Below are 23,265 nucleotides of genomic sequence, written 5' to 3'. Positions count from 1 at the left end.
GGCTTACCGTCGAGTCCGCGGTCAAGGATGTTCATGCGCACGGTCGAATTCCGCGGGTGGGCGACCTCGGTGGTTGGCGCGCTGATCAGCGCGGCCAGCTTCTCGTGGGCCTCGTGAGGCGCCGGATAGGCGACGCCCCCCGTGTCCCCGTCCTGGATCTCCGTTTCCTTCAGGACCGCGATCTGAGCCTGGAGGACCATGTGGGGCAGAATGCCGATCGTCCCGTTGTTGGTGTAGTGTATGGCGCCGTTATAGGGAAACTGGGCTCTCACGGCTCGCCAGTATTTCTCGTTGTCCGCTTCGGCCGATCCGGCACCGGCCAGAATCCCGTCCAGTTCCTCGATGGAGTCCGCGGGCCCGGCGGACCGATTGGACCGGCCGTCTTCTGCCGCCTTTTTCAGTCCGGATGCCTGCCGCCTTTTTGCCATCCCCATTTCTCCGTCGCCTGCGTGGATTCTTTGGACCGAAAAGTGTGACACCGAACGACCGGCACGGACTTGGCCGCATCGTGCGGTCCCATGTCATGCGGTCCCATGTCATGCGGTCCCATATCATGCGGTCCCATGTCATGCGGTCCCGGTGCTGAACCTAGAAGGGAAACGGGTCAAATATAGCCGGACGGCGGAACGGTCGCAAGCGGTTTCTGGCCGGTTCTCCGCGACGGATATCGCTTGACCGTCAAGGGCCGCAAAACCTATATTCACACGTTCATTCAAGCAGGTTTTGCCGTTGCGGGAGCGTTACATGGCCGGGATGCGCATTACCGGTGACCAGGCCATCGCGTATGGCGCGCTGCAGTCGAGCGTCGCGGTGGCGACAAGCTATCCTGGTTCACCGAGCAGCAGTACCATCGAGTTTCTGCGTGGATTCTCGGAGAGCCACGGGCTGTATGTGGAATGGTCCACCAACGAAAAGGTCGCCTTCGAAACGGCGGTGGGCGCATCCATCGGCGGCGTCCCGGCCCTGATGGGCTGCAAGGGCGTCGGGTTCAACGTCGCCCTGGACACCGTCATGGTGGCCAACCTGACGGACGTGGGCGCCGGGCTCGTCATCCTGCTTGGGGACGACCCGGGCGCCTGGGCCACCCAGAACGACCAGGATACCCGCCCGATCGCCTGGGGAAGCGAGCTGCCCATGCTGGAACCGGCGACGCCCTCCGAAGGGATCACCATGACGCGGGAGGCCTTCCGGCTGTCCCGCGAGACGCAGATGCCCGTCATCGTGCGCATCACGAAGACGTACGGCGCGCTGGAAGAAGAAGTGGAACCTCCTGAGATCCCCCGTGCGGCCCCCGTGCGGCCCCATGCCTTCGAACGGCATCCCATGCGGTGGGTGTCGGTGCCCGGAAACGCCGTCCAGCTGCACCGGCGGCTGCACGAGCGGCTTGAAGCGGTCGCTTTGCATTTCGAATCCGCGAGCTTCAACAAGGTCACCGGAACGGGGAAGATCGGCATCATCGCCGCGGGCGTGATCCACACCAAGTTGATGGACGTGCTTCGAGGGGTGGATACCTCCGGCCTGTCCATCCTCAAGCTGTCCACCCTGTGGCCGCTGCCCACCGATCGGATCACCCGCTTTCTAGCCTCCACCGAGAAGACCCTGGTCCTGGAAGAGAACGAGCCCTTTCTCGAAACATTGATTAAATCGGTCTCCTATGACGCCAAGATCTCGACGCCGATCAGCGGCAAGCACGACGGGGCCGTGTCGCGGGAAGGGGAGTTGTTCCGCGGGCAGATCGCGGAGGCCCTGGCCGGATTCGTCCCCGGATTCAAGCCGGCCCGCGACTTCCCGCCGAAAGCGGAACACAAAGACCTGCCCAGCGAGGCGGGCCTGCCGGAAAACTGTCCTTACACGCCCGTGTTTGAAACCCTGCGCGATTTGAGCGGGCAATACGGCCTTTCGCCGGTGTACGTAGTGGACCCCGGTTGCGCGATCAAAATCAGTACGCCGCCCTTCGAGATGCTCGACGTGAAGTACTCCATGGGTTCGAGCATCGGCATCGCATCGGGTCTGGTCCTGGCCGGTGTGACCGATCCCGTGATCGCCGTCGTAGGGGATTCCGACTTCTTTCACCTGAGCGCCAACGCGCTCTTCAACGTGGCCCACCAGGGGTCCGATCTAATCATCCTCATCCTGGACAACGCCACGACGGCCCTGTCCGGGTTCCAGGGCACGCCCAACCTGGGCGGATCCGAACCGGGCCGCGAGACGATGCCGCTCAGCATCGACGACATCGTGGAAGCCTGCCCGGTCTCGCTGAACGAGACCATCGATCCCTGGGACGAGGACCGGTCGCGCGACGTGATCGGACGGAGCCTGCGCCAGTCGGGTGTCCGCGTGATTATCGCCCGGAGTCCCTGTCCCTACATCGAGAACGGGCACTGCCCGGGCTACAGCGCCAAAGGCGCCGAGACCGCCGTTTTCGCGTCGAACCCCTGACCGTCCGGCCAATGGCGAAACCGGCCACAGGACCGGCCGTATGACCGATCGTCCGCGCCGCTTTTCGCGCCGTCCGCGCCGCTTTCGGGTCCGCCGCGACCCGCGCAATTTATCCTTGCGGTAACCGCGTACCTGATGTTTAATGTTACACCATCCAATGGCTGGTCTTTGCTTTGGCAGCGTATAGACGGAGGCGTGCAATGAACGAAAGCAGGATTAACGGTGTACCGGTTATCGAACTCGTCGGCAGCTTCCTGGGCGATCCCGAAGTGTCCGCATTCCATGACCGCGTGAGGGCATTGAAGGCCGAGGGCACGACCGCAGCCGTCGTCGACCTGGGCAGGTTGAACCTCATCAGCAGTTCGGGCGTCGGCGCGCTCGTGGGAAGTGCCAAGACCCTCCGTGAAGCCGGAGGCGACCTGAAGCTGGCCAACCTGAGCGAACGCACGCACAACGTGTTGGTCGTCGTTACCCGCCTGGATTCCGTTTTCAACATCTTCGACTCGGCAGAGGACGCCGCGGCAAGTTTCTGATCGGACCGTCGTCGATCAGGCTGCCGTGCCGCACGTTCCGGCACCCGTCCCTGCCTTGCCGCGCACAGTCCCGTCGAACCGGACCGGCCTGAATTGAACCTCGACCGCATCCGCCAGGAATTCCCTGTCGTCCAGCGCTGCACCTATCTGAACCACGCGGCGGTCGGCACGTTGCCCACACGCGCCAGGGAAGCCGTGCGCGCCTACGTGGAGGACTTCAACGAGCACGCCGCCTCCAACTACCGTGACTGGGAAGCCGCCATCGAGACCGCCCGGTCTCGGGCTGCCCGCTTGATCAACGCCACACCCGAGCAGATCGCCTTCGTCAAGAATACGACCGAAGGCCTGTGTTTCGCCGCCAACGGCATCGACTGGCGTTCAGGCGACAACGTGGTCCTGAACGACCTGGAATTCCCCTCGAACGTATATCCCTGGCTCAATCTTGCCCAATACGGCGTGGAAACACGGATGGTAGAGTCCGTGGACGGCCGGCTCACGGTGGATTCGATCGCGGAAAGGATCGATGGGCGGACGCGCGCCGTCTCCATCAGCCACGTCGAGTTCGGCAACGGATTCCGCAATGACCTTGCGGCGATCGGCGCGCTGTGCCGTGAGAAGGACGTCTGTTTCGTCGTCGACGCCATACAGTCCCTCGGGCAGACGCCGGTGGACGTGGAGGAGATGTCCATCGACCTCCTCACGGCCGATGGACACAAATGGCTACTGAGTCCGGAAGGGATCGGCATTTTCTACTGCGCGCCGCACCTGACGGATCGGCTGAGGCTCTACGAAGTGGGCTGGAACTCGGTGGCCGACGCGGGCAACTACAATGCCTACGATCCCACGCCGGCGCCGACGGCGCGGCGCTTCGAGTGCGGTTCCCACAATACGCTGGGCATTCACGCGCTGGGCGCTTCCCTGGACTTGTTGCTGGAGGTGGGTATAGAGGCGGTGCAGGAGAGGCTGCGACTGCTGACCGACCGGCTGGTCGACGGGTTGCGCGACGCGGGCTACCGCGTCCTGAGTCCCCGGGGCGCATCCGAATCGTCGGGCATAGTGACCTTCGACAGTCCGGTACACGAGACCGAAGCCCTGCATCGTACGCTGCGGAGCCACCGGATCCTCGGCGCGCGCCGAGGAGGCGGCATTCGCATCTCCCCGCATTTCTATAACACGGAAGAGGAAGTTCTTCGCGTCGTGGACGCGCTTCCGGGGCACTGAACGCTTCAGCCGCCGACCGCCGCCGTCTCCCACGCCCCTTCGATGGCCCACTGGCGCTGCAGGTCGATGGATTCGTGACCCTTGAAGGACAGGGCGAGCTCATCCAGACGGCCGCCGGCGACGCGGATGCGAGACAGGTCGCCCACACCCAGCCCGATGGCATCCCCGTAGAAGACCGTGCCCACTTCCATGGGCTCGAATCCCATGGCCTTCGAAATGACAGCGTCCACGGCGATGGTGTCCTCGCCGGCCGCCGCCAGCCCGAGCGGTACCGTGTCGGTACCACCGGGACCGTTGCCCTGGATGCCCACGGTGCCGTCCACCACGCTGTAGTGCGGGTAGAGGTGGCGGGCAAGCCGGATCAGGTTCCTGCTGAGGGCCCGCGCCTCCTGGGGGTGGCGCCGGTCGTAGTGGGTCGTGTAGCCGTGTACCTTGATGCGGTCCTTCTTCAGGATCGTGCCCATGATGAGGTTCTTCAGCGCCAGGGTAACCATGGCGCCATCGTGGGTCTTTGCCACGGCGACCGAGATGACGCAGGGACAGTCCAGCACGGTTCGGGGCATTCGGACCGTCGTCCAGGTGCCGTCGACCATGTATACCCGGGTGTTGCGCCACCGTGTCTCCTGGTTCAGGTCCACCAGCTCGATGGGGAGGTCGTATTCGTCCGGGATGTCGGCGTACCCCATGTGACGGAAGCACTCCCCGGGTACGGACTCGTTCCCGCCCTCGGCGATCAGGACCCGACGGGGCCAGTCGGGCAGGGTCACGATCACGTCCAGCACGCCGCGGACCGCGTCCGGGTGGGTGCATACCACCGGGTTGGTGCCGGAGAGGAAATTGGGCTTGAGCATGACCTCTTCACGCATGAGGGAGGCCAGTTGCGGGGCGGAGCGTTCTACGGCCGTCCGTACGTTCTCCCGGCGGTTGCTTCCCGTACCGATGCCCACCGTCGTTGTCGATGCCATGGTCAACTCCTTCCTTGCCGCGGATAAAACCGCAGTTCCGGAACGTCCGGGATCAGGCCGCGGGCATGGGCCAGACCGTAAAACTCCATGAGCCCGCTTCGCTCGCGATCACCCAGGACGTAGGCCAGGTTGTCTTTCAGGTACGACGCATAAAAAGACGTGGACCGGGAACGGTCCCCGGCGTGTAGTTCGGCGATCTCATCCAGGGCGGACACGCCCTGTTCCTTCGACGCGATGAGCCGTTCGACCTCACCGGGTGTGAGTCCGCCTTCCTTTCCCGCCCAGAAGGCATACACGAAAGGCAGACCGGTCAGTTCCCGCCAGGCATGCCCCAGGTCGAGCCTCGGTTCCGGCCGGTCCGTATATTCGAGGGCCGGGTCGCCGATGACCAGGGCCGCGTCCGCCCGTTCCAGCATCGCGGAAACGTCCGGTGGATGGTCGAAGGAATCGAAATCCAGTCCGTATTTTTCCTCCAAGACGATCCGCGTCAGGGCGACCGAAGTCCGGGAACTCGTGTCCATCGCCACCTTACGGATCCGGCGTACCGGCACCTGGTGGAACAGGAGGATGCTGCCGACCGGACCGTCGGAGGCAATGGCGATCTCCGGCACGATGGCGTAGGCCGCCCCGGCGCGCGCATACTCGATCGACGGGATGACGCCGGCCGAGGCCCCGCCCGTCCTTACCTGCCGGGCGCACTCCGAGGGGATATCGTAGCGGATTTCGAAACCGTGATCCTGGCCGCCGTGTTCCAGGCCATAGGTCAAGGCCCGGGAATTCAGGTAACTGACGGCGTAGATTCGGGTTCTGTTGACCATACGGAAGTCGTTGCCGTCGGAAGTCGCTGCCGGTTGTATCCGTCACCGCTTCCCGCGAAATCACGCGGTGGCTTCGTGCTTTTCCGGCGTGCCGTTTCCCACGTACTCGTATCGCGTGTTCCGTCGTCGCGGCGTGAACCCCGCGTCGCTGATAAGGCGTTCGATCTCATCCGTAGGCATCACGAAACTCGTGCCTCCGGCGCTGATGACGTTCTCTTCCATCATCGTGCTGCCAAAATCGTTCACGCCGTAACCCAGGGCGATCTGCGCGATCTTGGGCCCCTGGGTCACATAGGACGCCTGGACGTTCTCGATATTGTCCAGCATGAGCCGGGCGATCGCCACGGTGCGCAGGTAGTCGTACCCGGTCGCCTTTCGCGTGTCCGGCAGTTCCGTGCCCTCCGGCTGGAAGCTCCAAGCGATGAAGGCCGTGAAGTAACCGTCGTGGCGAGCCAGGGACTCGTCCTGCACTTCGCGGACCCGCAGAAGGTGCTTCAACCGGTGTTCGACGGTTTCCACCGATCCGAACATCATGGTGGCCGTCGACTTCATGCCGAGGCGGTGGGCGAGGCTGTGGACGTCCAGCCATTCCTGCACCGTTTCCTTGCGGAAGGCGATGGCGTCGCGCACCTCGGTGTCCAGGATCTCGGCGCCGGCGCCCGGGAGGGACTTCAGTCCGGCCGCGCGCAGGCGGATCAGCGCTTCCTCGACCGTGATTCTCGAGATATGGGCGAGATAGACGATTTCCGCCACGGACAACGAATGAAGATAGGCCGCGGGATAGCGCCGGGTGATTTCCGAGAAGAGCATTTCGTAGTAGTCGATCTTCAGCTTCGGGTTCAAACCGCCCTGCATGAGGATTTCACAGGAATCCGGCGTATCTCCGCCGACGCTGATCAGTTCCTCGACCTTTGCAAAGATCTCCTCGTCCGGCAGCGTGTAACCTTCGCCGTCGCCCGGGGGACGGTAGAAGGCGCAGAACTTGCACCGCACCCAGCAGACGTTGGTGTAGTTGATGTTCCGGCCGATATTGTAGGTCACCACCGGTTCCGGGTGCCTGGTCCGCCTGACGTGATCGGCGAGCATGCCCAGCTCGGTGACGTTCGGGTGCTGGAACAGTCGACTCCCGTCCTCGGCGGTGAGCCGCGTTCCGGACAGGACTTTTTCAGCGATATCGGTGATCATGTGGACTATCCCGGGCTCGGTGCCACGGCGGCCGTCGCCCCGTTGGTCTTCGCTTCGTTAGCCGCCTGCCCGTTGGCGGTCTCCATATAGGCCGGACGGATCGTTTCAGGCTGGTCGACGATATGGTAAAGCGCGTCGCGTTCGACGGGCTGCCGCCCCGACTCGCTGATCATATCGAGCATCTGGGTGTGGGTCAGGGCTTGCATGCGGTCGGTGACCGGGTTCCGGGTGATTTCGTATTCCAGGACGCTGCCGTCCATATCGTCCGCCCCGTACCACAGCGACACTTGCGTCACCGCCGGGGTGTTCATGATCCAGAACGACTTGATGTGGGGCACGTTGTCCAGCATGAGCCGGGCCACTGCGATCTCCCGGAGATCCATCTGGCCGGTGGGTCCCGGCAGGTGTTCGATCGCTGTACGTTCAGGGTGCCACGACAGGGGGATGAAGGCCAGCAGGCCGTTCGTCTCGTCCTGCAGTTCACGCAGTTTCATTAGGTGGTAGACCTTCTCCTCCGTCTGTTCCACGTGACCGTACAGCATGGTGGCGTTCGACGGCAGGCCCACCTCGTGGGCGACGCGCGCGGTCTCGAGCCACTTGTCCGAATCCGACTTGGCCTGGAAGAGTTCCTCGTGGACCCGTTCGCTGAAGACCTCGGCCCCGCCGCCGGGCAGCGCGTCCACCCCGGCTTCTTTCAGGTCCACCAGGGTCTCGGCCATGGACTTCCTGCCGATGCGCCGGATCTGCTCGAGTTCGATCATGGTGTAGGCCTTGAGGGACACCCCGGGCCGGACTTCCTTGATCACCCGGACGATGTCCAGGTAATAGGCGTAGGGCAGCTTCGGGTTCACGCCCCCTACCATGTGGATTTCGGAGATGGGAATGTCAGCGTAGGTCTCCATCCTCGCCCTGATGTCGTCGGGCGAAAGCACGTAGCCCTCGGGGTCTTTAGGCAGGGCGTAAAAAGAACAGAACAGGCAGCTCTTGTTGCATATGTTGGTGTAGTTCAGGTGCTGGTTGCGCACGAAGTAAACCCGGTCGCCGTGCATGCGTTCGCGCACCAGGTTGGCCAGGTAACCGATAGCGGGCAGGTTCCCGTTCCGGTACAGCCTTCTCCCGTCGTCGGCCGAGAGCCGCTCGCCCGCTGCGACCTTTTCGTGGATGTCTTCCAGTCCCGCCGCGGCGATCAATGCTTCGAACAAAACCGTCTCCTCAAAACCAGTCGTTCAGTTTCAACCGGCGGGCGTCCTCTGCAGACGCCGACCCGCCACACGCTTCCCTCATATAATGCACTTCCGGGTCCCTTTCCACAATAAGAATCACCTCGGCCATCTCACTGTCATTCCTCGACGAGGCCCTGCGCGGTCCAGCCGGGATCCGGGTCGCCGGCCATAGCCTTCCGAACGCCGGGTCCGGGCGCCCCTGCCGTACCCCAGTAATCCAGGGTTTCCGGCACCCGCCGCCACACTGCAGGTTCGTGCGTCGCTTCGTCTTCGATATACGCCAGGTCGCTGGAGCATTCGTTCACGAATCCGGCCGGGTCCCCGTAGTAGCAGAAGATGTTGTTGCCAGGGCCGTGACGTCCCGGCCCCCAGGTGGGTTCTTGCCCCCGGTCACGAAGGTTGGAGACCCTTCTCATCAAGGCGTCCACGCCGGACATCGCGAACGCGACGTGGTTGACCGATGCGTGATCCGCGCGAGTGAACACGACGACGTGATGTCTCCGGCCGCATCGCAGGAAGACCATCTGGTCCTCGATCCTGTCCGAGACCCGGAATCCGAGCACATCGGTATAGAACGCCACGGTCTGCTCGAATCGCGGCGTGTTGAGACCCACGTGGCACAACCGGTGGGGCCCATCGTGCTCGCCGGACCCGCCGTTCGCATCGGATCCGCCGTTCGCATCGGCCCCGCCGTTCGCGTGTCGGGCCACGCCGGCCGACAGTTCGATGCAGCGGTTTTCCGGGTCCAGGAATCGCAGTCCGTACCCGCCGCCAGGTTTGTCCAGGACGCCCGGAGGGGCCACGATGGTGATTCCCCGGCGTTCGAGCTCGGTTGCCGCCCCGTCGACCGCCTCGCATTCGTCAACGCTGAAGGCCAGGTGGTGCAGCCCACGCCGCTTCGCCGCATGCAGACTGAGAATGTGATGCTCGGTCGACGCTCCGCGGAAATACCGCGCGTGCCGGTCCTCGCCGGCCGAGCCGAGTCCCCAGGCCTCGAGGTAGAACTTCGCATGGGTCGCGGTCGCGGGTGACAGCAACCCCACGTGGCGGATGTCTAGGATCTTCATCCGGGAAGCTCCCTCCGGTTCAACGCGATCTTCAAGTCCCTGCGGATGTAGATTTCGACGAACTCGCGCAGCCGGACGTTCTTCGCCAGCGTGAACCGTTCGATCAGTTGCTGTCTTGGCCCGTCGGTGAGGAAAACGATGCGCCACAGGTTCAGTGGGTGCAATTCACTGCCATCGACGGAATGCTCAACGTGAAAGAGCGGCTGTCCCTCGCCTGCTCGAAGCGGATTCCCATCCCTGCCGGGCAGTTCCGCCGTGCCGATGAATGTGACGCGCTGCCGCCCGGGGTTAAGGAAGACGCGTTCGAGGACCAACCCGTGCTCCGACGGCACAAGCCAGAGGCGCTGCCGCGAGCATCGCACGAAGGATTCTGCTCCACCGGCCAATGCCTGCCGGTTCCAAAAATGGGAACTGCCTCTCGTTACCACAGAAGGAATATAAAGGTCGGGCCGGAACGCCTTCTTCACCTCCATGTCCCACAGCATGGTCCGGGTAAACCTGAGCGGCTTGGTCGCGAGGTAATATCGGGCCAGCGTCCGGTTGATGTCGACCGGATCCAGCTCGATCCGGGTGTTGTCCGGGTCGGTCCAGGCCCGTTCGAATTCTGCTTCATGTGACGGTGGACTGACGGGCGCCGCGGCTTCTCCCGGAACGCCGGCTTCTCCCGGAACGCCGGCTTCTCCCGGAACGCCGGTTTCTCCCGGAACGCCGGTTTCTCCCAGCACGCCGGCGCCTTCCGCTTCGTGCGTTTTTTCGCGTTTCATCCTTCACGTCTCATGTTGTGCTCGACTGGTTCCCGTCCGGCTTGGGTACTTTCACGTGGACGGTAACGATATCCGTGTCGTGGAATTGCTGGTGGCGGACGGAGGAAGCGATATGCCGCAACAGCCGAAGCGAGACTTCCCGCTCCACCAGCACGTCGTCGGGCCGGTCCGCCAACAACCCGATCCGGTCCTGAACGTTCTCCTCACCCGCCGCGGCTATGAACTCGAGGACGGCGCCGCCGCTTTCCCTGCGCGCCTTCAGGAGCAGGCGCCGCCGCTCGCTGCTCTCCCGGCTCTCGTCCTGCTCGATCAGCGTCAGCAAGGTCTCCTCGCTGGCGGCGTCGAGACGGCCGACCATCTCCGGTCCCCAGCCGTTGCGGGATGCGAACGCTTCGAGGAACGTCCTGATCTTCGGCAGCACGGAAAGGTCGAGCTCCACTTCGATCCGGCTGCTGCGCGGGGCCGTCGCTTCCAGAAACAGGGTCATGAGGATCGCCATGATCCCGCCGGCCGTTATGCCGTTCGCCAGCAGGCCGCCCCCCAGTTCCTCGAGCACCTCGGGGAACAGAAGGTCGTTCTGGCAGCCGACACCGACCCAGAAGGCGACGCCCGCGATCAGTGCCTTGCGATGGTCGATCCCTCCCTGCACCACCTCGGTCATCCCTCGGACGAAGGTCAACGCCAGCACGACGGTCAGATAGGCGACCACAACCGCGCTTGGAATAGCCAGGATCATGGCGAGGAACTTGGGCAGGAACGCCAGCACGATCAGCACGCCGGCGGCAATGATGCCCACGCGGCGGGCCGCGACCCCCGTGAGCTCAACGGTCGGGACGCTGACGCCAATGGTCTGCGTCGGCACGATCCCGGCGATGCCTGACAGCAGTTTGCCGATTCCGTCCGCCGTCACCGCACCCTCCACGGCCCGGTAGTCCACGGCCCTTGGCCTGCGCCACGACACGCGCTGGATGGCGACGGCACCGGTTATCGTCTGGATAGCGCCGATGAGGGCCACGAAAGCGAAGGCAGGCAGAAGACTCACGAAGGCCGGCCCGAGGTCGAAACCGAAACCCGGCCAACCGCCCTGCGGCAAACCGAACCACGGAGCACGGGCGATCAGGCCAAAGTCATAGAGACCCATCGATCCGCCGATGACCGAACCCACGATCACCCCGATGAGCGGGGCCCACAACCGCAGCGTTGCCCCTGCCGTGAGGGAGATGCCGCCGATGACCAGACCCGTCGCTACCGCGGTGAGCGGTGCACTGAGCGCCGCGTCCTGCGGCGCGTCGGCCAGGCGGCTGAATACGACCGGCAGCACAGTCGCCGGGATCAGCATGTTCACAGTGCCGACGATGGTCGGTGTGAGAAGCCGCCTGAAAAGGGCCAGTCGCATCGATATCACGATGGGGACGAGTGACGATGCGACGACGAGGGTGGCGAGGAGCGCCGGACCGCCTTCGACGAGGGCGCTGACGCAGACCCCGATAAAGGCTCCGGCGGGACCCATGAAGAGCAGGTATCCCGCACCGACCCGGCTGAACCTGGCGGCTTGCAGCGCCGTGCAGACCCCACTGACGGCGACGGCGCCGAATACGGCCCAGGACAGGTACGCCTCGGTTCCGCCGCTGGCCCGTATGATGATCGTGGGGATGAAGATGATGCTAGTAATGCCGAGAACGACCAGTTGCAGGCCGCTGCCCAGCGACACAAGCGCCGGAGGATGTTCGTCGGGTTCGTATTGAACGCCAGAAGCGCTTTGCCCTTCACGGCTGCTCACGAGACTCCCCTGGCCGGTATACGCACATCCTGTGATCCAATGTCATGCAGAAACATCAGTCCAACGGTCGCGTCCTGACGCGACCGGACGCGACCGGGTTGGCCGGTCCGGCAACACGCTCAGCCAGGCCGTCCCGTCAGCCAGTTCCACGGGTGGACATCTGACTCGGCGAAGGTGCCCGCCTCGGCATAGGGACTGCCGGCGACGAATGCCGTTGCCACCTCGATAGAAGGAGCCTCGAGCACAAGGACAAAACCGGTGACGGAGCGGTCACTCTCGCTGAGTGTTTGCCCGCCATGATGTATGGTCACGTCGGGATGATGAGTAGGGTCGTGAAGGTAGGCGGCGAATGCTTCCTGCAGTCGAAGCCTTTCCTGTGCCATTTCCGCCTTGTGCGTCGCAGAGACAACGTAAAACATGTGCGCCCTCCGTTGATGCCGTGATGCCCACAGGATCGCACCGGCGCACCGTAGCGCGGGCAGACCCGGCAGACTCCGATTCAGGAATGTTGTGCTTGATTTAGGATGAAAAGCAAATATACCGAGACTTGAACTATTCCGCAAGGCCAGCCTGCGCCTTCCACCCAAGTGCGCGTGGACAGGTTCAGGGCGGTCTGACTCAAGGCTGGTCAAATTACAAATCCAGTTCCGGCCAGAGCTTGTCGATGCGCCGGTCGACCTCTTCCGGCATGCGCAGGATTTCCGGCCACCCCCGCTCGAATCCCTCGTCCGGCCATTTCTCGGTAGCGTCGATACCCAGTTTGCCGCTCACGTCGGCGGTCTGCGCGGCGAAATCCAGGACATCGCAGGGACCCTCGCTGATCAGCAGGTCCCGCTTCGGATCGATGGCGACGCCTACCCGCCACGCGACCTCCCGCAAATTATGCACGTCCACGTCCCTGTCCACAACAATGATCACCTTGGTGAACATCATCTGGCCCAGGCCCCAGAGGGCGTGCATCACCTTACGGGCGTGGCCCGGGTAGCGCTTGTCGATGGATACGATGGCCAGGTTGTGGAAGATGCCTTCGACGGGCAGGTCGATGTCCACGATTTCCGGCAGGGTGGTCTTCAGCAGCGGGAGAAAGATGCGTTCGGTGGCCTTCCCGAGCCACCCGTCTTCCTGCGGCGGCGGTCCGACGATGGTCGTCGGGTAGATGGCGTCTTTTCTCCGCGTGATGGCGGTGAGATGGAACACGGGGTACTCGTCGGGCAGCGAGTAGTAACCCTGGTGATCTCCAAAGGGCCCCTCCACACGCCGTTCATGAGGTTCGGCGTACCCCTCCAGGACGATCTGGGCGTTGGCCGGCACCTCCAGGTCCACCGTCCGGCACTTCACCAGCTGGACCGGTTGCCTGCGAAGGAATCCGGCCAGCATGTACTCATCGATTTCGTCGGGCAGGGGCGCCGTCGCGGCGTACATGGTTTCCGGACCGGGTCCGAGCACGATGGCGACTTCCAGCCGCTCGCCCATCTCTTCCGCGACGCGGTAGTGATGGGCGCCGCCCTTGTGCCGTTGCCAGTGAAGCCCGAGGGATTTCTCGTCAAAGACCTGAAGCCGGTACATGCCCACGTTTCGCGTGTCCTTCACGGGGTGTTTCGTGATGACCTGGGGAAAGGTGATGTACCTTCCGCCGTCGCCGGGCCAGCACTTGATGACCGGAATGCTATCGAGAGACGCCGTGTCCGTCTCGACTAAATCCTGACAGGGGCCGTTGCGCACGGTCCTGCTCTGGGTATCCTTCAACCGGGCAAGCCGGGGCAGAAGCTGCAGTTTACCCGCAAGGGAGGCGGGCACCTGGGGATTGATCAGGTCGGCGATTTCGGCCGCTATGTCGTCCAGGTCCCCTGTACCCAGGGCCAGCTCCATGCGGCGTTTCGACCCGAAGGTATTGATGAGCACCGGTATGCCGGAATGGCCCTTTACGTTGGTGAAGAGCAATGCCGGCCCGTTCTGCTTGACCACGCGGTCCGCGATGGCGCTGATCTCCAGCTCGGGATCGATCTCCACGGTGATTTCCTTTAACTCACCTTCTTCCCTAAGCAGGTCGACGAACGAGTTTAAGTCTTTGTGGGCCATTGGCTTGCAGTCTGGAAAGTTTTTGGATCGGCATGGGTTTCGGCGCCGTGCCGCGATGGTATTTCCGCTCGTTTAAAGTACCTCTATCGACGGGCCAAGTCAATTCATAACTGGCAGATCGGAACGCCCCGGCCCTCGCCCGGAAAAAACAGGTTGCAAACCCGGGACCGATGTAATAGGATTAGTGGCGCTTTCGAAACACCATCCTTCGAATCATGCCAGGGTACTGCATGCCCAACATCTACGAACGCATCGGCGTACGGCCGATCATCAACGCTTCGGGTCCGTCCACCCGGCTCAGCGGCGGCATCATGGATCCCGAAGTCGCCGACGCCATGCACGAGGCGTCGCAGTACTGCGTCGACATCGCCGAACTCCAGGCCCGTGCGAGCGAGGTTATAGCGGAGATCACCGGGGCGGAAGCGGGATACGTCACTTCCGGCGCGGCCGCGGGACTCCTCCTGGGCACAGCGGCATGCGTCACCGGTCCGGACCCCGGCAAGATGAACCGGCTGCCGGACACGGAGGGCATGAAGAACGAAGTCATCATGTCCCGCAGCCAGCGGAATTTCTACGACCACGCGATCCGGTCGGTCGGCGTAAAGCTCGTGGAAGTGGGGATCGCGGACCGGTACAGCGGGGCCGGCGTGCGGGACACCGAAGCGTGGGAGATCGCCGACGCCATCACCGAGCGCACGGCGGCCGTGTGCTACGTCGCCAATCCCCGTTCCCTGCCGTCCCTGGAAGAAGTCGTCGAAGTCGCCCACGCCCACGGCGTACCGGTGATGGTCGACGCCGCCGGGCAGTTGCCGCCACGGTCGAACCTGCAGACATTCATATCGCAGGGAGCCGACCTCGTGGCCTTCAGCGGCGGAAAGGCCATCGGCGGTCCTCAGGGTTCCGGCATCCTCTGCGGACGCCGGGACCTCATCATGTGCGTAGCGCTTCAACACCTGGACATGGACGTACTGAAGCCGCAGTGGAATCCGCCGGAATCCCTCATCGACAAGTCGATCCTGCCCGGCGCGCCTCATCACGGCATCGGGAGACCCTGCAAGGTCGGCAAGGAACAGATCGTGGGCCTGCTGACCGCGCTCGAGCGCTTTGCCGGTGAATACCTGGAAGCGCGCGCCGCGGCGTGGCGGGACCGCATAGACGAACTCGTGACCGCCGCCGGGGACATTCCCGGAGGCCGGTTTACGATCGATACCGACAGCAGGCCCAGTGAAGTGCCGGTGGCCGTGCTGAAACTGGACGAGTCCGTGGCGGGCAAGACCGCCCTTGACGTGGTCCTCGCACTGCAGGGGGGCGATCCTCCCATCCAGGCCAATACCGGGCGAGTCTCGGAAGGGATCGTGCTCTTCGGTCCGGTCTGCCTGAAGGCGGGCGAACCGGAACGGGTAGCCCAGCGGCTGAGGGAGATCCTGGACGCGTGACCGGTATGTGACGTTGGGCCGCGAGTCCAGGTGAGGATAAACCAGGCGAGGACTAACGAGTTGAGGACAGACGAGGCCACGATTTTACATGAGTAACGACACACACATCACGAAGATATCCGGTGAACTGGGGATCCGGCCCGAGCAGGTGGAAGCCGTCGCGCGTCTGCTGGACGAAGAGGCCACGGTTCCCTTCATCGCGCGTTACCGCAAGGAAAGGACCGGTTCGCTCGACGAGGTGGCCGTTTCGGCGATTCGCGACCGGATCGGCCAGCTCCGGGAACTGGAGAAACGCCGGACCTCGATCCTCGCCTCCCTGAAGGACCGCGCCCTGCTCACGGACGAGCTGGAATCGAAGATACGCGCCGCGGAAACCCTGACCGCACTGGAAGATACCTACCTCCCCTACCGGCCGAAGCGGCGCACGCGGGCTACGGCGGCCCGGGAAAGGGGCCTGGAACCCCTGGCGGAGCGCATCTTCGGACAGGAGGAAATGGATCTGGAATCCGAAACCGCGGATTACGTCGATCCGGAAAAGAAAGTCGAGACCGCAGAGGACGCCCTCGCCGGCGCGCGTGACATCATCGCCGAATGGATCAATGAAGATACGACGGCAAGGTCGGCCCTGCGCCGGCTTTTCCACGAAAAGGCGGACATCCGGTCCACGGTGGTCGCGGAGAAGGAATCTTCGGGGATCAAGTTCCGGGACTATTTCGACTGGTCCGAGCCGGCGGTGAAAGCGCCTTCCCACCGCGTGCTCGCCATGCGGCGCGGTGAGAAAGAAGATGTCCTGCGCATGACCATCGCTCCGCCGGAAGGCGAGGCGATCGCGCGACTCGAGGAGCTTTTCGTCAAGGGAGAAGGCCCCGCATCCGAACAGGTCCGCCTGGCCGTGACCGACGGCTATCGCCGCCTGCTCTCGCTCTCCCTCGAAACGGAGTTGAGATCCCTTGTCCGGCAGAAGGCCGAGCAGGAGGCGACCCTCGTTTTCGCGCGGAACCTGCGGGAGCTGCTGATGGCGCCTCCCCTGGGCCGCCGCCGCATCATGGCGGTCGACCCCGGTTTCCGCACGGGTTGCAAGGTCGTGTGCCTCGACGAGCAGGGCAAACTGATGGACCGGGCCAGCATCTTTCCCCATTCCGGGGACAAGAAGAAGGAAAGGGCGGCACGGATCGTGCGGTCCCTGCACGAGCAGTACGATTTCGATGCCATCGCCGTGGGCAACGGGACGGCCGGCCGGGAGACCACCCAGTTCCTCCGTACGATCGAGCTTGAAGGGGATCCGTCCATCGTGCTCGTGAACGAAAGCGGCGCTTCGGTCTACTCGGCGTCGTCCGAGGCCCGGCAGGAATTCCCGCGGCTCGACGTCACGGTACGCGGGGCGATTTCCATCGGCCGCCGGCTCATGGATCCCCTGGCCGAGCTGGTCAAGATCGATCCCAAGTCCATCGGTGTCGGGCAGTACCAGCACGACGTCGACCAGTCATCGCTGAAGAAGAGCCTGGACGACGTGGTGACGAGTTGCGTGAACAATGTCGGCGTCGAAGTGAACACGGCGAGCGCTCAACTCCTCTCCTACGTATCCGGCATCGGACCCGCGCTGGCGAAACACATCGTGGCCCACCGGGAGAAAGCGGGTCCCTTCGTCTCGAGGACGGATTTGCAGCAGGTGCCGAATCTCGGCCCGCGGGCCTTCGAGCAGGCGGCGGGTTTCCTGAGAATCGGGAACGGCGAGAACCCCCTGGACGCCAGTGCCGTGCATCCCGAAAGCTACGAAATCGTGGATCGTATGGCTTCCGATCAAAGTTGCAGCGTCAAGGAGCTCATGGACGACTCAGCGGTCCGCGGCCGCATCGAGCTCGATACCTACGTAAATGAGACCGTAGGCCTGCCCACCCTCGAAGATATCCTGGAAGAACTGGCGCGCCCCGGGCGCGATCCCCGCGAGGAGTTCAAGCCCGTCCAGTACACCGAAGGGGTCCACAGCATCGATGAAGTCAAGGAAGGGATGCGGCTCAACGGCGTCGTGACCAACGTCACGAACTTCGGCGCCTTCGTGGACGTCGGGGTCCACCTCGATGGGCTCGTGCACATCAGTCAACTCGTGGACCGGTACGTCAAGCATGCCGGCGAAGCCGTCAAGGTCGGGCAACTGGTCGAGGTGCGGGTACTCGGCGTGGACCATGAACGAAACCGGATCTCGCTGTCGATGCGGGAGGGCAAGGAACGGGGCAACGGGAAGCCCGAGCGCCGGCGAAGACGCCGGCCATCGAAGCGCCGGCAGGATGGGCGGACCGACGGCGGAAATGTGAAGGCGGCGGAACACACCCGTACAGAAGGGCAGGCGGAAGCATCCGTGAATGCGGACGGGACACCTAAGACGGAAGCGTCCGGGAAGACGGAAGCGTCCGGGAAGGTGGTCTCACGTAAGAACCGGAGAAAGAAACCGGCGAATCGGAAGTCGGCCGGCCAACGGGGTTCCGCGGCCAACAAGGTCCTGACCGTCGATCACCTGCTCAAGCTGAATCGGAAGCTGTAATTCCTCCTCAACTCCCCTTAAACTCCTCCGCTGATCGCGGGCAGGAAGTGGATCTCGCTTTTCTCGTTCACCTTGTCGAGCAGGATGCGGCGGGCGTTCCGGCCATCGATCATGACCGCGATATTGGGCTTGATGCGCTGCGTCCCTTCTTCCAGCAGTCTCTGCTTAAAACCCGGGTAGGCCGTCTCCAGGTTGGCAATGATCTGGCGCATGTCGGCCCCTTCGACGTGGATGATCTCCTTGCCGCCGGTCAGATCGCGCATGAGGGACGGGATGTAGATGATTGCCATGGATCAGCTTTCGTTGCTATGCGCTTTTCCAAATGTCCTGCGCACTCAGACAACCCGGGATCTGGCAAGGCCTTCAAGTAAAGCAAAAGGGCGGGAGCATCCATCCCCGCCCTTTGCCTCTCGCTACAACGTCTACGCTTCAGCGTCTACGCTTCATTAACGCTTCCCTACTCCGCGCCTACCCGCCGTTCTCCGCCAGGGCCTTCTGGACCCGGGGCGGTGACATGGGCAGGTCGCGCAGCCTCACGCCCGTGGCGTCGTAAATGGCGTTGGCGAGGGCGGCCGGCGGCGGTACGATCGGTACTTCGCCGACGCCACGGACGCCGTAGGGATGGGATTCGTTGGGCACTTCCACGATGATGGTCTCGATCATGGGCAGGTCGAGGGTCGTGGGCATGCGGTAGTCCAGGAAACTGGCGTTGGTCATGGAACCGTCGTCGTTGTAGATGTACTCCTCGTTCAGTCCCCAGCCGATGCCCTGCACCACGCCGCCCTGCATCTGGCCTTCCACGTAGCTCGGGTGAATGGCCGTACCGGCGTCCTGGACCGCGGTATACCGGAGTATATCCACCTTGCCCGTTTCCCGGTCGATCTCCACGTCCACGACGTGGGTGGCGAATGCACCGCCCCCGCTGCCGTCGGGATTCGTGCTCACCTGGGCGACCACGGGACCGCCGGCATCTCCGGCCTGGCTGGCCAGCTCCTTGAAACTGCCCCGCTTCTCCGCGTCATCCCGGTAGGAAAAGACCCCGTCCTCGAAGTCGATGGCATCGGCGGGGACGTCCCAGAGCTTGGACGCCCTTTCCTTCATCTCACGGATGAGCGCCTGTCCCGTGGCGTGGGCGGCGTAGCCCGTTCCGAAGGTCGTGCGGCTGCCGCCGGTCACGTCGGTGTAACCGATCGAGTCCGTATCCACGACGTAAGGCTTGATATCGGTGGCCTCGAGGCCGATGGTTTCGGCCAGCTGCATGGCGATGGAGGCCCGCGTGCCGCCGATGTCCGTGGAACCCTCGAGCATGTTGATGGTGCCGTCGGGATTGATGCTGACGGAAATGGCCGACCGGCCGCCGTTGAAGTTGAACCAGTAACCCGAGGCGACGCCCCGGCCGCGGACCTTGCCGTTCACCGACTTCGCGAGGGAAGACCGGTAGTGTTCGCTGTTGAGTGCGGCCTCCGTGGTCTCGATGCAGCCGACGCGCGGATGCACGGGACCGTCGGCCCGGCGGGTGCCTTCCTTCGCGCCGTTCTTCACCCGGAACTCGAGCGGGTCCACACCGAGCTTTTCGCTGATCTCGTCCACGACGGTTTCTGCGGCATAGGCCGCGTTGGTGGCGCCCGGCGCACGGTAGGCGTTCGTCTTGGGCTTGTTCACGCACACGTCGTACCCGTCGATCTGGACGTTGGGTATGTCGTAGGGCGTGAAGATGCAGCCCGCGCCCGCGCCGACCGGCGAACCGGGATAAGCGCCAGCCTCGTAAGCCATGTAGGCCGTGGCGGCCGTGAGCCGGCCGTCGTTGGTGGCGCCCATCTTGACCTTCAGGTAGGAGCCCGGCGTCGGTCCCGTTCCCTCGAAGACCTCGTCGCGGGTCATCGTCATCTTGACCGGGTGACCGGTCGTCTTCGACAGCAGCGCCGCGACCGGATCCAGGTAGACGGAGATCTTGCCGCCGAAACCACCGCCGATCTCCAGAGGCACGATCTTGACCTTCGAAACGGGCATCTGGAGGATTTCGGCCATCTGGTCCCGCACCGAGAAAGCGCCCTGCGTGCTCGTCCAGATCGTGAGCTGACCCTCTTCGTTCCAGTGCGCCGTGGCGTTATGGGTCTCGATGTAGCCCTGGTGGACGGTCTGCGTCGTGAACTCCCGCTCGATCACCACGTCGGCTTCCGCGAAACCATCGTCCGGTTCGCCCATCTTGTGCTGGAAGTGGTTGGCGACGTTGCTGACCTTGTCCGTCTCTTCGCCCATGGACGTGGTTTTCATGTCCTCGTGCAGGATCGGCGCGCCGTCCTCCATGGCCTCCAGCACGCCCGTGACGTGGGGCAGCGCTTCGTATTCCACGTCGATCAACTCCACTGCCTCCTGCGCCACGTGCAGGTTGATGGCGGCCACGCCGGCGACGGCGTGGCCCTTGTAGAGGACCTTGCCGTAGGCCAGCACGTTGTTGCTGGCGTCCCGCAGGTTGACGATCGCCTCGCCCAGGTCGGCGAGCTTGTCCGCGATCTGCGGAAGGTCGTGGGCGGTGACGACGGCCCGCACTCCAGGATGGGCCTCCGCGCGGCTGGTGTCGATGTTCTTGATCCGCGCGTGGGGATGGGGGCTGCGCTTGATGGCGCCGTGCAGCAGTCCCGTCAGCTGGATATCGGCGCCGTAGATCGCCCGGCCGGTGACCTTGTCCACCCCGTCGTGGCGAATCGGACGTGTGCCGATGACCTTATGTCCGTTTTGTGACACGTCTGTTCCCTCCGTTAAGTCATTTCAGTTGATCATTTCTTGTCTCGTTCCCATATCCTGTTCATGGACACGCTGATCAGGCGCCGTTCCTGGCGTCCAGGACCGCGCGAACGATCTTGTCGTACCCCGTGCAGCGGCACAGGTTGCCGGCCAGCCAGTAGCGCACTTCGTCTTCGCTGGGGTTCGGATTCTCGTCCAGCAGCGCCTTGGCGGAAACGATGAATCCGGGTGTGCAGATTCCGCACTGAAGCGCCGCGTGCTCAAGGAACTTCTGCTGCAGGGGATGGAGGTTGGCGGCGGACCCGATGCCTTCGATGGTCGTGATTTCGCATCCGTCGGCTTCGACGCCCAGCACGCAGCAGGAATTGACCAGCCTGCCGTCCATGATCACGTTGCACGCACCGCAGTTGCCGTTGTTGCACCCTTCCTTGGCGCCGGTGAGATCCAGGTCGTCGCGGAGCACTTCGAGCAGGCTGTTGCGCGGTTCGCAGAGGAAATCGACCGCTTCTCCGTTTATGGTGGTCTGTACGTGTACTTTTTTCGACATCGACGGCTACTCCTTGGCTCGTTGAACCGCGCCTTCCACAACCCGGCGCGTCAATACGCTGGTCAGATGCTTGCGGTATTCGGCGGTGCCCCGCATGTCGCTGATGGGCCGGGCTGCGTCGCGGGCTATGTCGGCCGCCCGGCGGATCGCTTCGTCGGATACGGGCGCTCCGGACAGGGCGTCCCCGGCCTCCCGAACGAAAAGGGGTGTTGGGGCCACGGCGCCGACGGCAATGCGCGCCGACACGAATGAGGACTTGTCCGCGCTGAGCACGACGGACGCGCCAACGCCGACCACGGCGATGTCCATCTCGTTGCGGGGGATGAAGCGCCGGTAGAAGGCTCCGGAATTCGGCTGCGGTGCAGGAAAATGGAGCGACACCAGGAACTCGCCGTCTTCCAGCACGGTGCGGCCGGGCGCCGTGCAGAAGTCTTCCACGGCCACTTTCCGCGTTCCGTTCGGACCGGCGATTTCCGCCTCGCCGGAAAGGACGATCATGGGGGGAATCGTATCGCCCGCCGGGGAGGCGTTGCACAGGTTCCCGCCCAGGCTGGCCCTGCCCTGGATCCCCGTGCCGCCCACCAGTCTGGCCGCGTCCATGAGTCCCGGATAGGCCGCGGCGATTTCCGCGTCCCCGTAGATCCGGTAGCAGGGCACGGCCGCCCCGACCGTAAGGCCGGTCGCGGCGTCGTAGGACAACGCATTCAACTCCGCGATTTTCTTGACGTCCACCACAAGATCGGTACGCCTGCGATTCTCCCGAAGCTGCACGATCAGGTCCGTGCCGCCCGCGAGCACACAGGCGTTTTTCCCTTGATCGCTGAGCATCACGACCGCATCGGCCACGCTTTCAGGCGTGGCGTAATCGAATGCGTGCAAGACACACTCCTTTGCTGTTTACCTTCGAACTGTTGACTGCGAAATCGAAATAGCCGCAAACCGGGCACCCGGTTACACGCGGGTTCAATAAGCGGTTATCGAGAAAATCCAATCTACATAATTAGGCGGTGCGAAACAACGTGTCAAGCGGGAAAGAAACACGGTTCGCAAAATATCGCGGCGGTGCTGAATCTACGGTAATTCGCCCAGTTTGAGCCGGCCCTGAATCTACGGTAATTCGCCCAGATTGAGCCGGCCCTCCAGGTCGTCCACGAACTGCCGCGCCACCCGGCCGGAACGGCCGCTGGCCCGCTGAAGCCACCGGAGGGATTCCCGTCTCAGCAATCCGGCGTCCATGTCGAGACCGCGCTGATCGGCGAGATGGCGGACGATCCGGAAATAGGTGTCCTGGGTAATCCGGTAGAAACCGATGGACAAGCCGAATCGGTCGCTCAGCGAGATCTTCTCCTCCACGGTTTCCTGGGGATGGATTTCATCGTCGTCCGGACTGAACCGCAGCGTGTTGTCGGCGAGTTTCTCGGGCATCAGGTGCCTGCGGTTCGACGTGGCGTAGACGAGCACGTTGTCGGGCCGGGCGGAAAGGCTGCCTTCAAGGAGCGCTTTGAGCTCGAGATACACGGATTCGCCCTCCATGAAGGACAGGTCGTCGCAGAACAGGACGAAGCGCTCGGGCCGGTCCCATAGGAGTTCGACGATCTCGGGCAGATCCGTCAGGTCCTGCCGGCGGACTTCGATCATGCGCAGGCCCTCGCCGGCGAACCGGGCCAGGAGGCCCTTCACCACCGAAGACTTGCCGGTTCCGCGCTCACCCCAGATCAGCACGTTGTTCGCGGGCATCCCCCGGACGAACTGGCGGGTGTTCCGCTCCAGGATTCCGATCTCGCGATCCAGACCGAAGAGATCGACCAGATCCACCAGGTCGGGGTGCACGATCGGTTCCAGGGCGCCCTTCCCTCCACGCTTCCCCCACCTGAACGCGATGGAGCCCGCGAACACGTCGTCGGACTCGCCGGACTGCCCGTCC

19 protein-coding genes are annotated in these 23,265 nt (G+C 63.7%); 5 read left to right on the top strand and 14 right to left on the bottom strand.

Going from position 1 to position 23,265, the window contains the following annotated elements:
- Nucleotides 1-744 precede the first annotated feature (744 nt).
- The 3 genes from F4Y38_11700 (at nucleotide 745) to F4Y38_11690 (ending at nucleotide 4,193) form a co-directional block, all read left to right on the top strand.
- Nucleotides 745-2,439 (top strand): hypothetical protein, encoded by a 1,695-nt coding sequence (locus F4Y38_11700; protein MXY49943.1) that lies wholly within the window; start codon nucleotides 745-747, stop codon nucleotides 2,437-2,439.
- A gap of 200 nt (nucleotides 2,440-2,639) precedes the next feature.
- The gene (locus tag F4Y38_11695) at nucleotides 2,640-2,972 is read left to right on the top strand and encodes an STAS domain-containing protein (protein MXY49942.1); all 333 of its coding nucleotides are present in this window, start codon (nucleotides 2,640-2,642) and stop codon (nucleotides 2,970-2,972) included.
- Between the two features lie 93 nt (nucleotides 2,973-3,065).
- Complete coding sequence (locus F4Y38_11690) at nucleotides 3,066-4,193, top strand: aminotransferase class V-fold PLP-dependent enzyme (protein MXY49941.1); 1,128 nt, start codon at nucleotides 3,066-3,068, stop codon at nucleotides 4,191-4,193.
- A gap of 5 nt (nucleotides 4,194-4,198) precedes the next feature.
- Here F4Y38_11690 and F4Y38_11685 read toward each other — a convergent pair whose 3' ends face one another.
- The 9 genes from F4Y38_11685 to F4Y38_11645 form a co-directional block, all read right to left on the bottom strand.
- Nucleotides 4,199-5,158: a DUF362 domain-containing protein gene (locus F4Y38_11685; GenBank protein MXY49940.1), complete on the bottom strand. Its 960-nt coding sequence runs from the start codon at nucleotides 5,156-5,158 to the stop codon at nucleotides 4,199-4,201.
- Between the two features lie 2 nt (nucleotides 5,159-5,160).
- Entirely contained in the window at nucleotides 5,161-5,976 is an 816-nt protein-coding gene (locus F4Y38_11680; protein ID MXY49939.1) for a menaquinone biosynthesis protein, read from the bottom strand.
- A 60-nt stretch (nucleotides 5,977-6,036) separates the two neighbouring features.
- Nucleotides 6,037-7,161, bottom strand: coding sequence for a dehypoxanthine futalosine cyclase (mqnC, locus tag F4Y38_11675; GenBank protein ID MXY49938.1), 1,125 nt, complete (start codon nucleotides 7,159-7,161; stop codon nucleotides 6,037-6,039).
- 5 nt (nucleotides 7,162-7,166) lie between these two features.
- Nucleotides 7,167-8,363, bottom strand: coding sequence for a CofH family radical SAM protein (locus tag F4Y38_11670; GenBank protein MXY49937.1), 1,197 nt, complete (start codon nucleotides 8,361-8,363; stop codon nucleotides 7,167-7,169).
- A gap of 137 nt (nucleotides 8,364-8,500) precedes the next feature.
- Complete coding sequence (locus tag F4Y38_11665) at nucleotides 8,501-9,451, bottom strand: extradiol ring-cleavage dioxygenase (protein ID MXY49936.1); 951 nt, start codon at nucleotides 9,449-9,451, stop codon at nucleotides 8,501-8,503.
- Nucleotides 9,448-10,215 carry a collagen-like protein gene (locus tag F4Y38_11660; protein ID MXY49935.1) on the bottom strand — a complete coding sequence of 256 codons (768 nt, stop codon included), beginning with the start codon at nucleotides 10,213-10,215 and terminating at the stop codon, nucleotides 9,448-9,450. The genes F4Y38_11665 and F4Y38_11660 overlap by 4 nt, the downstream gene beginning before the upstream one ends.
- Before the next feature lie 10 nt (nucleotides 10,216-10,225).
- The gene (locus tag F4Y38_11655) at nucleotides 10,226-12,031 is read right to left on the bottom strand and encodes a hypothetical protein (protein ID MXY49934.1); all 1,806 of its coding nucleotides are present in this window, start codon (nucleotides 12,029-12,031) and stop codon (nucleotides 10,226-10,228) included.
- A gap of 83 nt (nucleotides 12,032-12,114) precedes the next feature.
- Nucleotides 12,115-12,414 (bottom strand): hypothetical protein, encoded by a 300-nt coding sequence (locus F4Y38_11650; protein MXY49933.1) that lies wholly within the window; start codon nucleotides 12,412-12,414, stop codon nucleotides 12,115-12,117.
- 214 nt (nucleotides 12,415-12,628) lie between these two features.
- On the bottom strand, nucleotides 12,629-14,074 hold the full coding sequence (locus F4Y38_11645; GenBank protein ID MXY49932.1) for a menaquinone biosynthesis decarboxylase: 1,446 nt from the start codon (nucleotides 14,072-14,074) through the stop codon (nucleotides 12,629-12,631).
- Nucleotides 14,075-14,289: 215 nt separating this feature from the next.
- On the opposite strand from F4Y38_11645, the gene F4Y38_11640 reads away from it, so the two are divergent.
- Entirely contained in the window at nucleotides 14,290-15,510 is a 1,221-nt protein-coding gene (locus F4Y38_11640; protein ID MXY49931.1) for an aminotransferase class V-fold PLP-dependent enzyme, read from the top strand.
- Between the two features lie 88 nt (nucleotides 15,511-15,598).
- Nucleotides 15,599-18,049 carry a S1 RNA-binding domain-containing protein gene (locus F4Y38_11635; protein MXY49930.1) on the top strand — a complete coding sequence of 817 codons (2,451 nt, stop codon included), beginning with the start codon at nucleotides 15,599-15,601 and terminating at the stop codon, nucleotides 18,047-18,049.
- Between the two features lie 17 nt (nucleotides 18,050-18,066).
- On the opposite strand, the gene F4Y38_11630 is transcribed toward F4Y38_11635, so the two are convergent.
- From F4Y38_11630 to F4Y38_11610, 5 genes are all read right to left on the bottom strand, one after another.
- On the bottom strand, nucleotides 18,067-18,339 hold the full coding sequence (locus tag F4Y38_11630; GenBank protein ID MXY49929.1) for a MoaD/ThiS family protein: 273 nt from the start codon (nucleotides 18,337-18,339) through the stop codon (nucleotides 18,067-18,069).
- A gap of 178 nt (nucleotides 18,340-18,517) precedes the next feature.
- Entirely contained in the window at nucleotides 18,518-20,794 is a 2,277-nt protein-coding gene (locus tag F4Y38_11625) for a xanthine dehydrogenase family protein molybdopterin-binding subunit (protein ID MXY49928.1), read from the bottom strand.
- Nucleotides 20,795-20,870: 76 nt separating this feature from the next.
- A complete protein-coding gene (locus F4Y38_11620) occupies nucleotides 20,871-21,341 on the bottom strand; it encodes a (2Fe-2S)-binding protein (GenBank protein ID MXY49927.1) in 471 nt (156 codons plus the stop codon).
- Between the two features lie 6 nt (nucleotides 21,342-21,347).
- Nucleotides 21,348-22,220 carry a xanthine dehydrogenase family protein subunit M gene (locus F4Y38_11615; GenBank protein MXY49926.1) on the bottom strand — a complete coding sequence of 291 codons (873 nt, stop codon included), beginning with the start codon at nucleotides 22,218-22,220 and terminating at the stop codon, nucleotides 21,348-21,350.
- A 228-nt stretch (nucleotides 22,221-22,448) separates the two neighbouring features.
- A partial coding sequence (locus tag F4Y38_11610; protein ID MXY49925.1) for an ATP-binding protein occupies nucleotides 22,449-23,265 on the bottom strand: 817 nt, incomplete at its 5' end.

It is taken from the genome of Gemmatimonadota bacterium (assembly GCA_009838645.1).
Classification (GTDB): Bacteria; JAAXHH01; JAAXHH01; order JAAXHH01; family JAAXHH01; genus JAAXHH01.
This window is presented reverse-complemented; position numbering and strand designations above follow the sequence as displayed.

Excerpts from the sequence above, each read along its gene's own strand:
- F4Y38_11700 (MXY49943.1), top strand. The coding sequence starts at position 745 with ATGGCCGGGATGCGCATTACCGGTGACCAGGCCATCGCGTATGGCGCG.
- F4Y38_11695 (MXY49942.1), top strand. The coding sequence starts at position 2,640 with ATGAACGAAAGCAGGATTAACGGTGTACCGGTTATCGAACTCGTCGGC.
- F4Y38_11685 (MXY49940.1), bottom strand. The coding sequence starts at position 5,158 with ATGGCATCGACAACGACGGTGGGCATCGGTACGGGAAGCAACCGCCGG.
- F4Y38_11680 (MXY49939.1), bottom strand. The coding sequence starts at position 5,976 with ATGGTCAACAGAACCCGAATCTACGCCGTCAGTTACCTGAATTCCCGG.
- mqnC (MXY49938.1), bottom strand. The coding sequence starts at position 7,161 with ATGATCACCGATATCGCTGAAAAAGTCCTGTCCGGAACGCGGCTCACC.
- F4Y38_11665 (MXY49936.1), bottom strand. The coding sequence starts at position 9,451 with ATGAAGATCCTAGACATCCGCCACGTGGGGTTGCTGTCACCCGCGACC.
- F4Y38_11660 (MXY49935.1), bottom strand. The coding sequence starts at position 10,215 with ATGAAACGCGAAAAAACGCACGAAGCGGAAGGCGCCGGCGTGCTGGGA.
- F4Y38_11650 (MXY49933.1), bottom strand. The coding sequence starts at position 12,414 with ATGTTTTACGTTGTCTCTGCGACGCACAAGGCGGAAATGGCACAGGAA.
- F4Y38_11645 (MXY49932.1), bottom strand. The coding sequence starts at position 14,074 with ATGGCCCACAAAGACTTAAACTCGTTCGTCGACCTGCTTAGGGAAGAA.
- F4Y38_11640 (MXY49931.1), top strand. The coding sequence starts at position 14,290 with ATGCCAGGGTACTGCATGCCCAACATCTACGAACGCATCGGCGTACGG.
- F4Y38_11635 (MXY49930.1), top strand. The coding sequence starts at position 15,599 with ATGAGTAACGACACACACATCACGAAGATATCCGGTGAACTGGGGATC.
- F4Y38_11630 (MXY49929.1), bottom strand. The coding sequence starts at position 18,339 with ATGGCAATCATCTACATCCCGTCCCTCATGCGCGATCTGACCGGCGGC.
- F4Y38_11620 (MXY49927.1), bottom strand. The coding sequence starts at position 21,341 with ATGTCGAAAAAAGTACACGTACAGACCACCATAAACGGAGAAGCGGTC.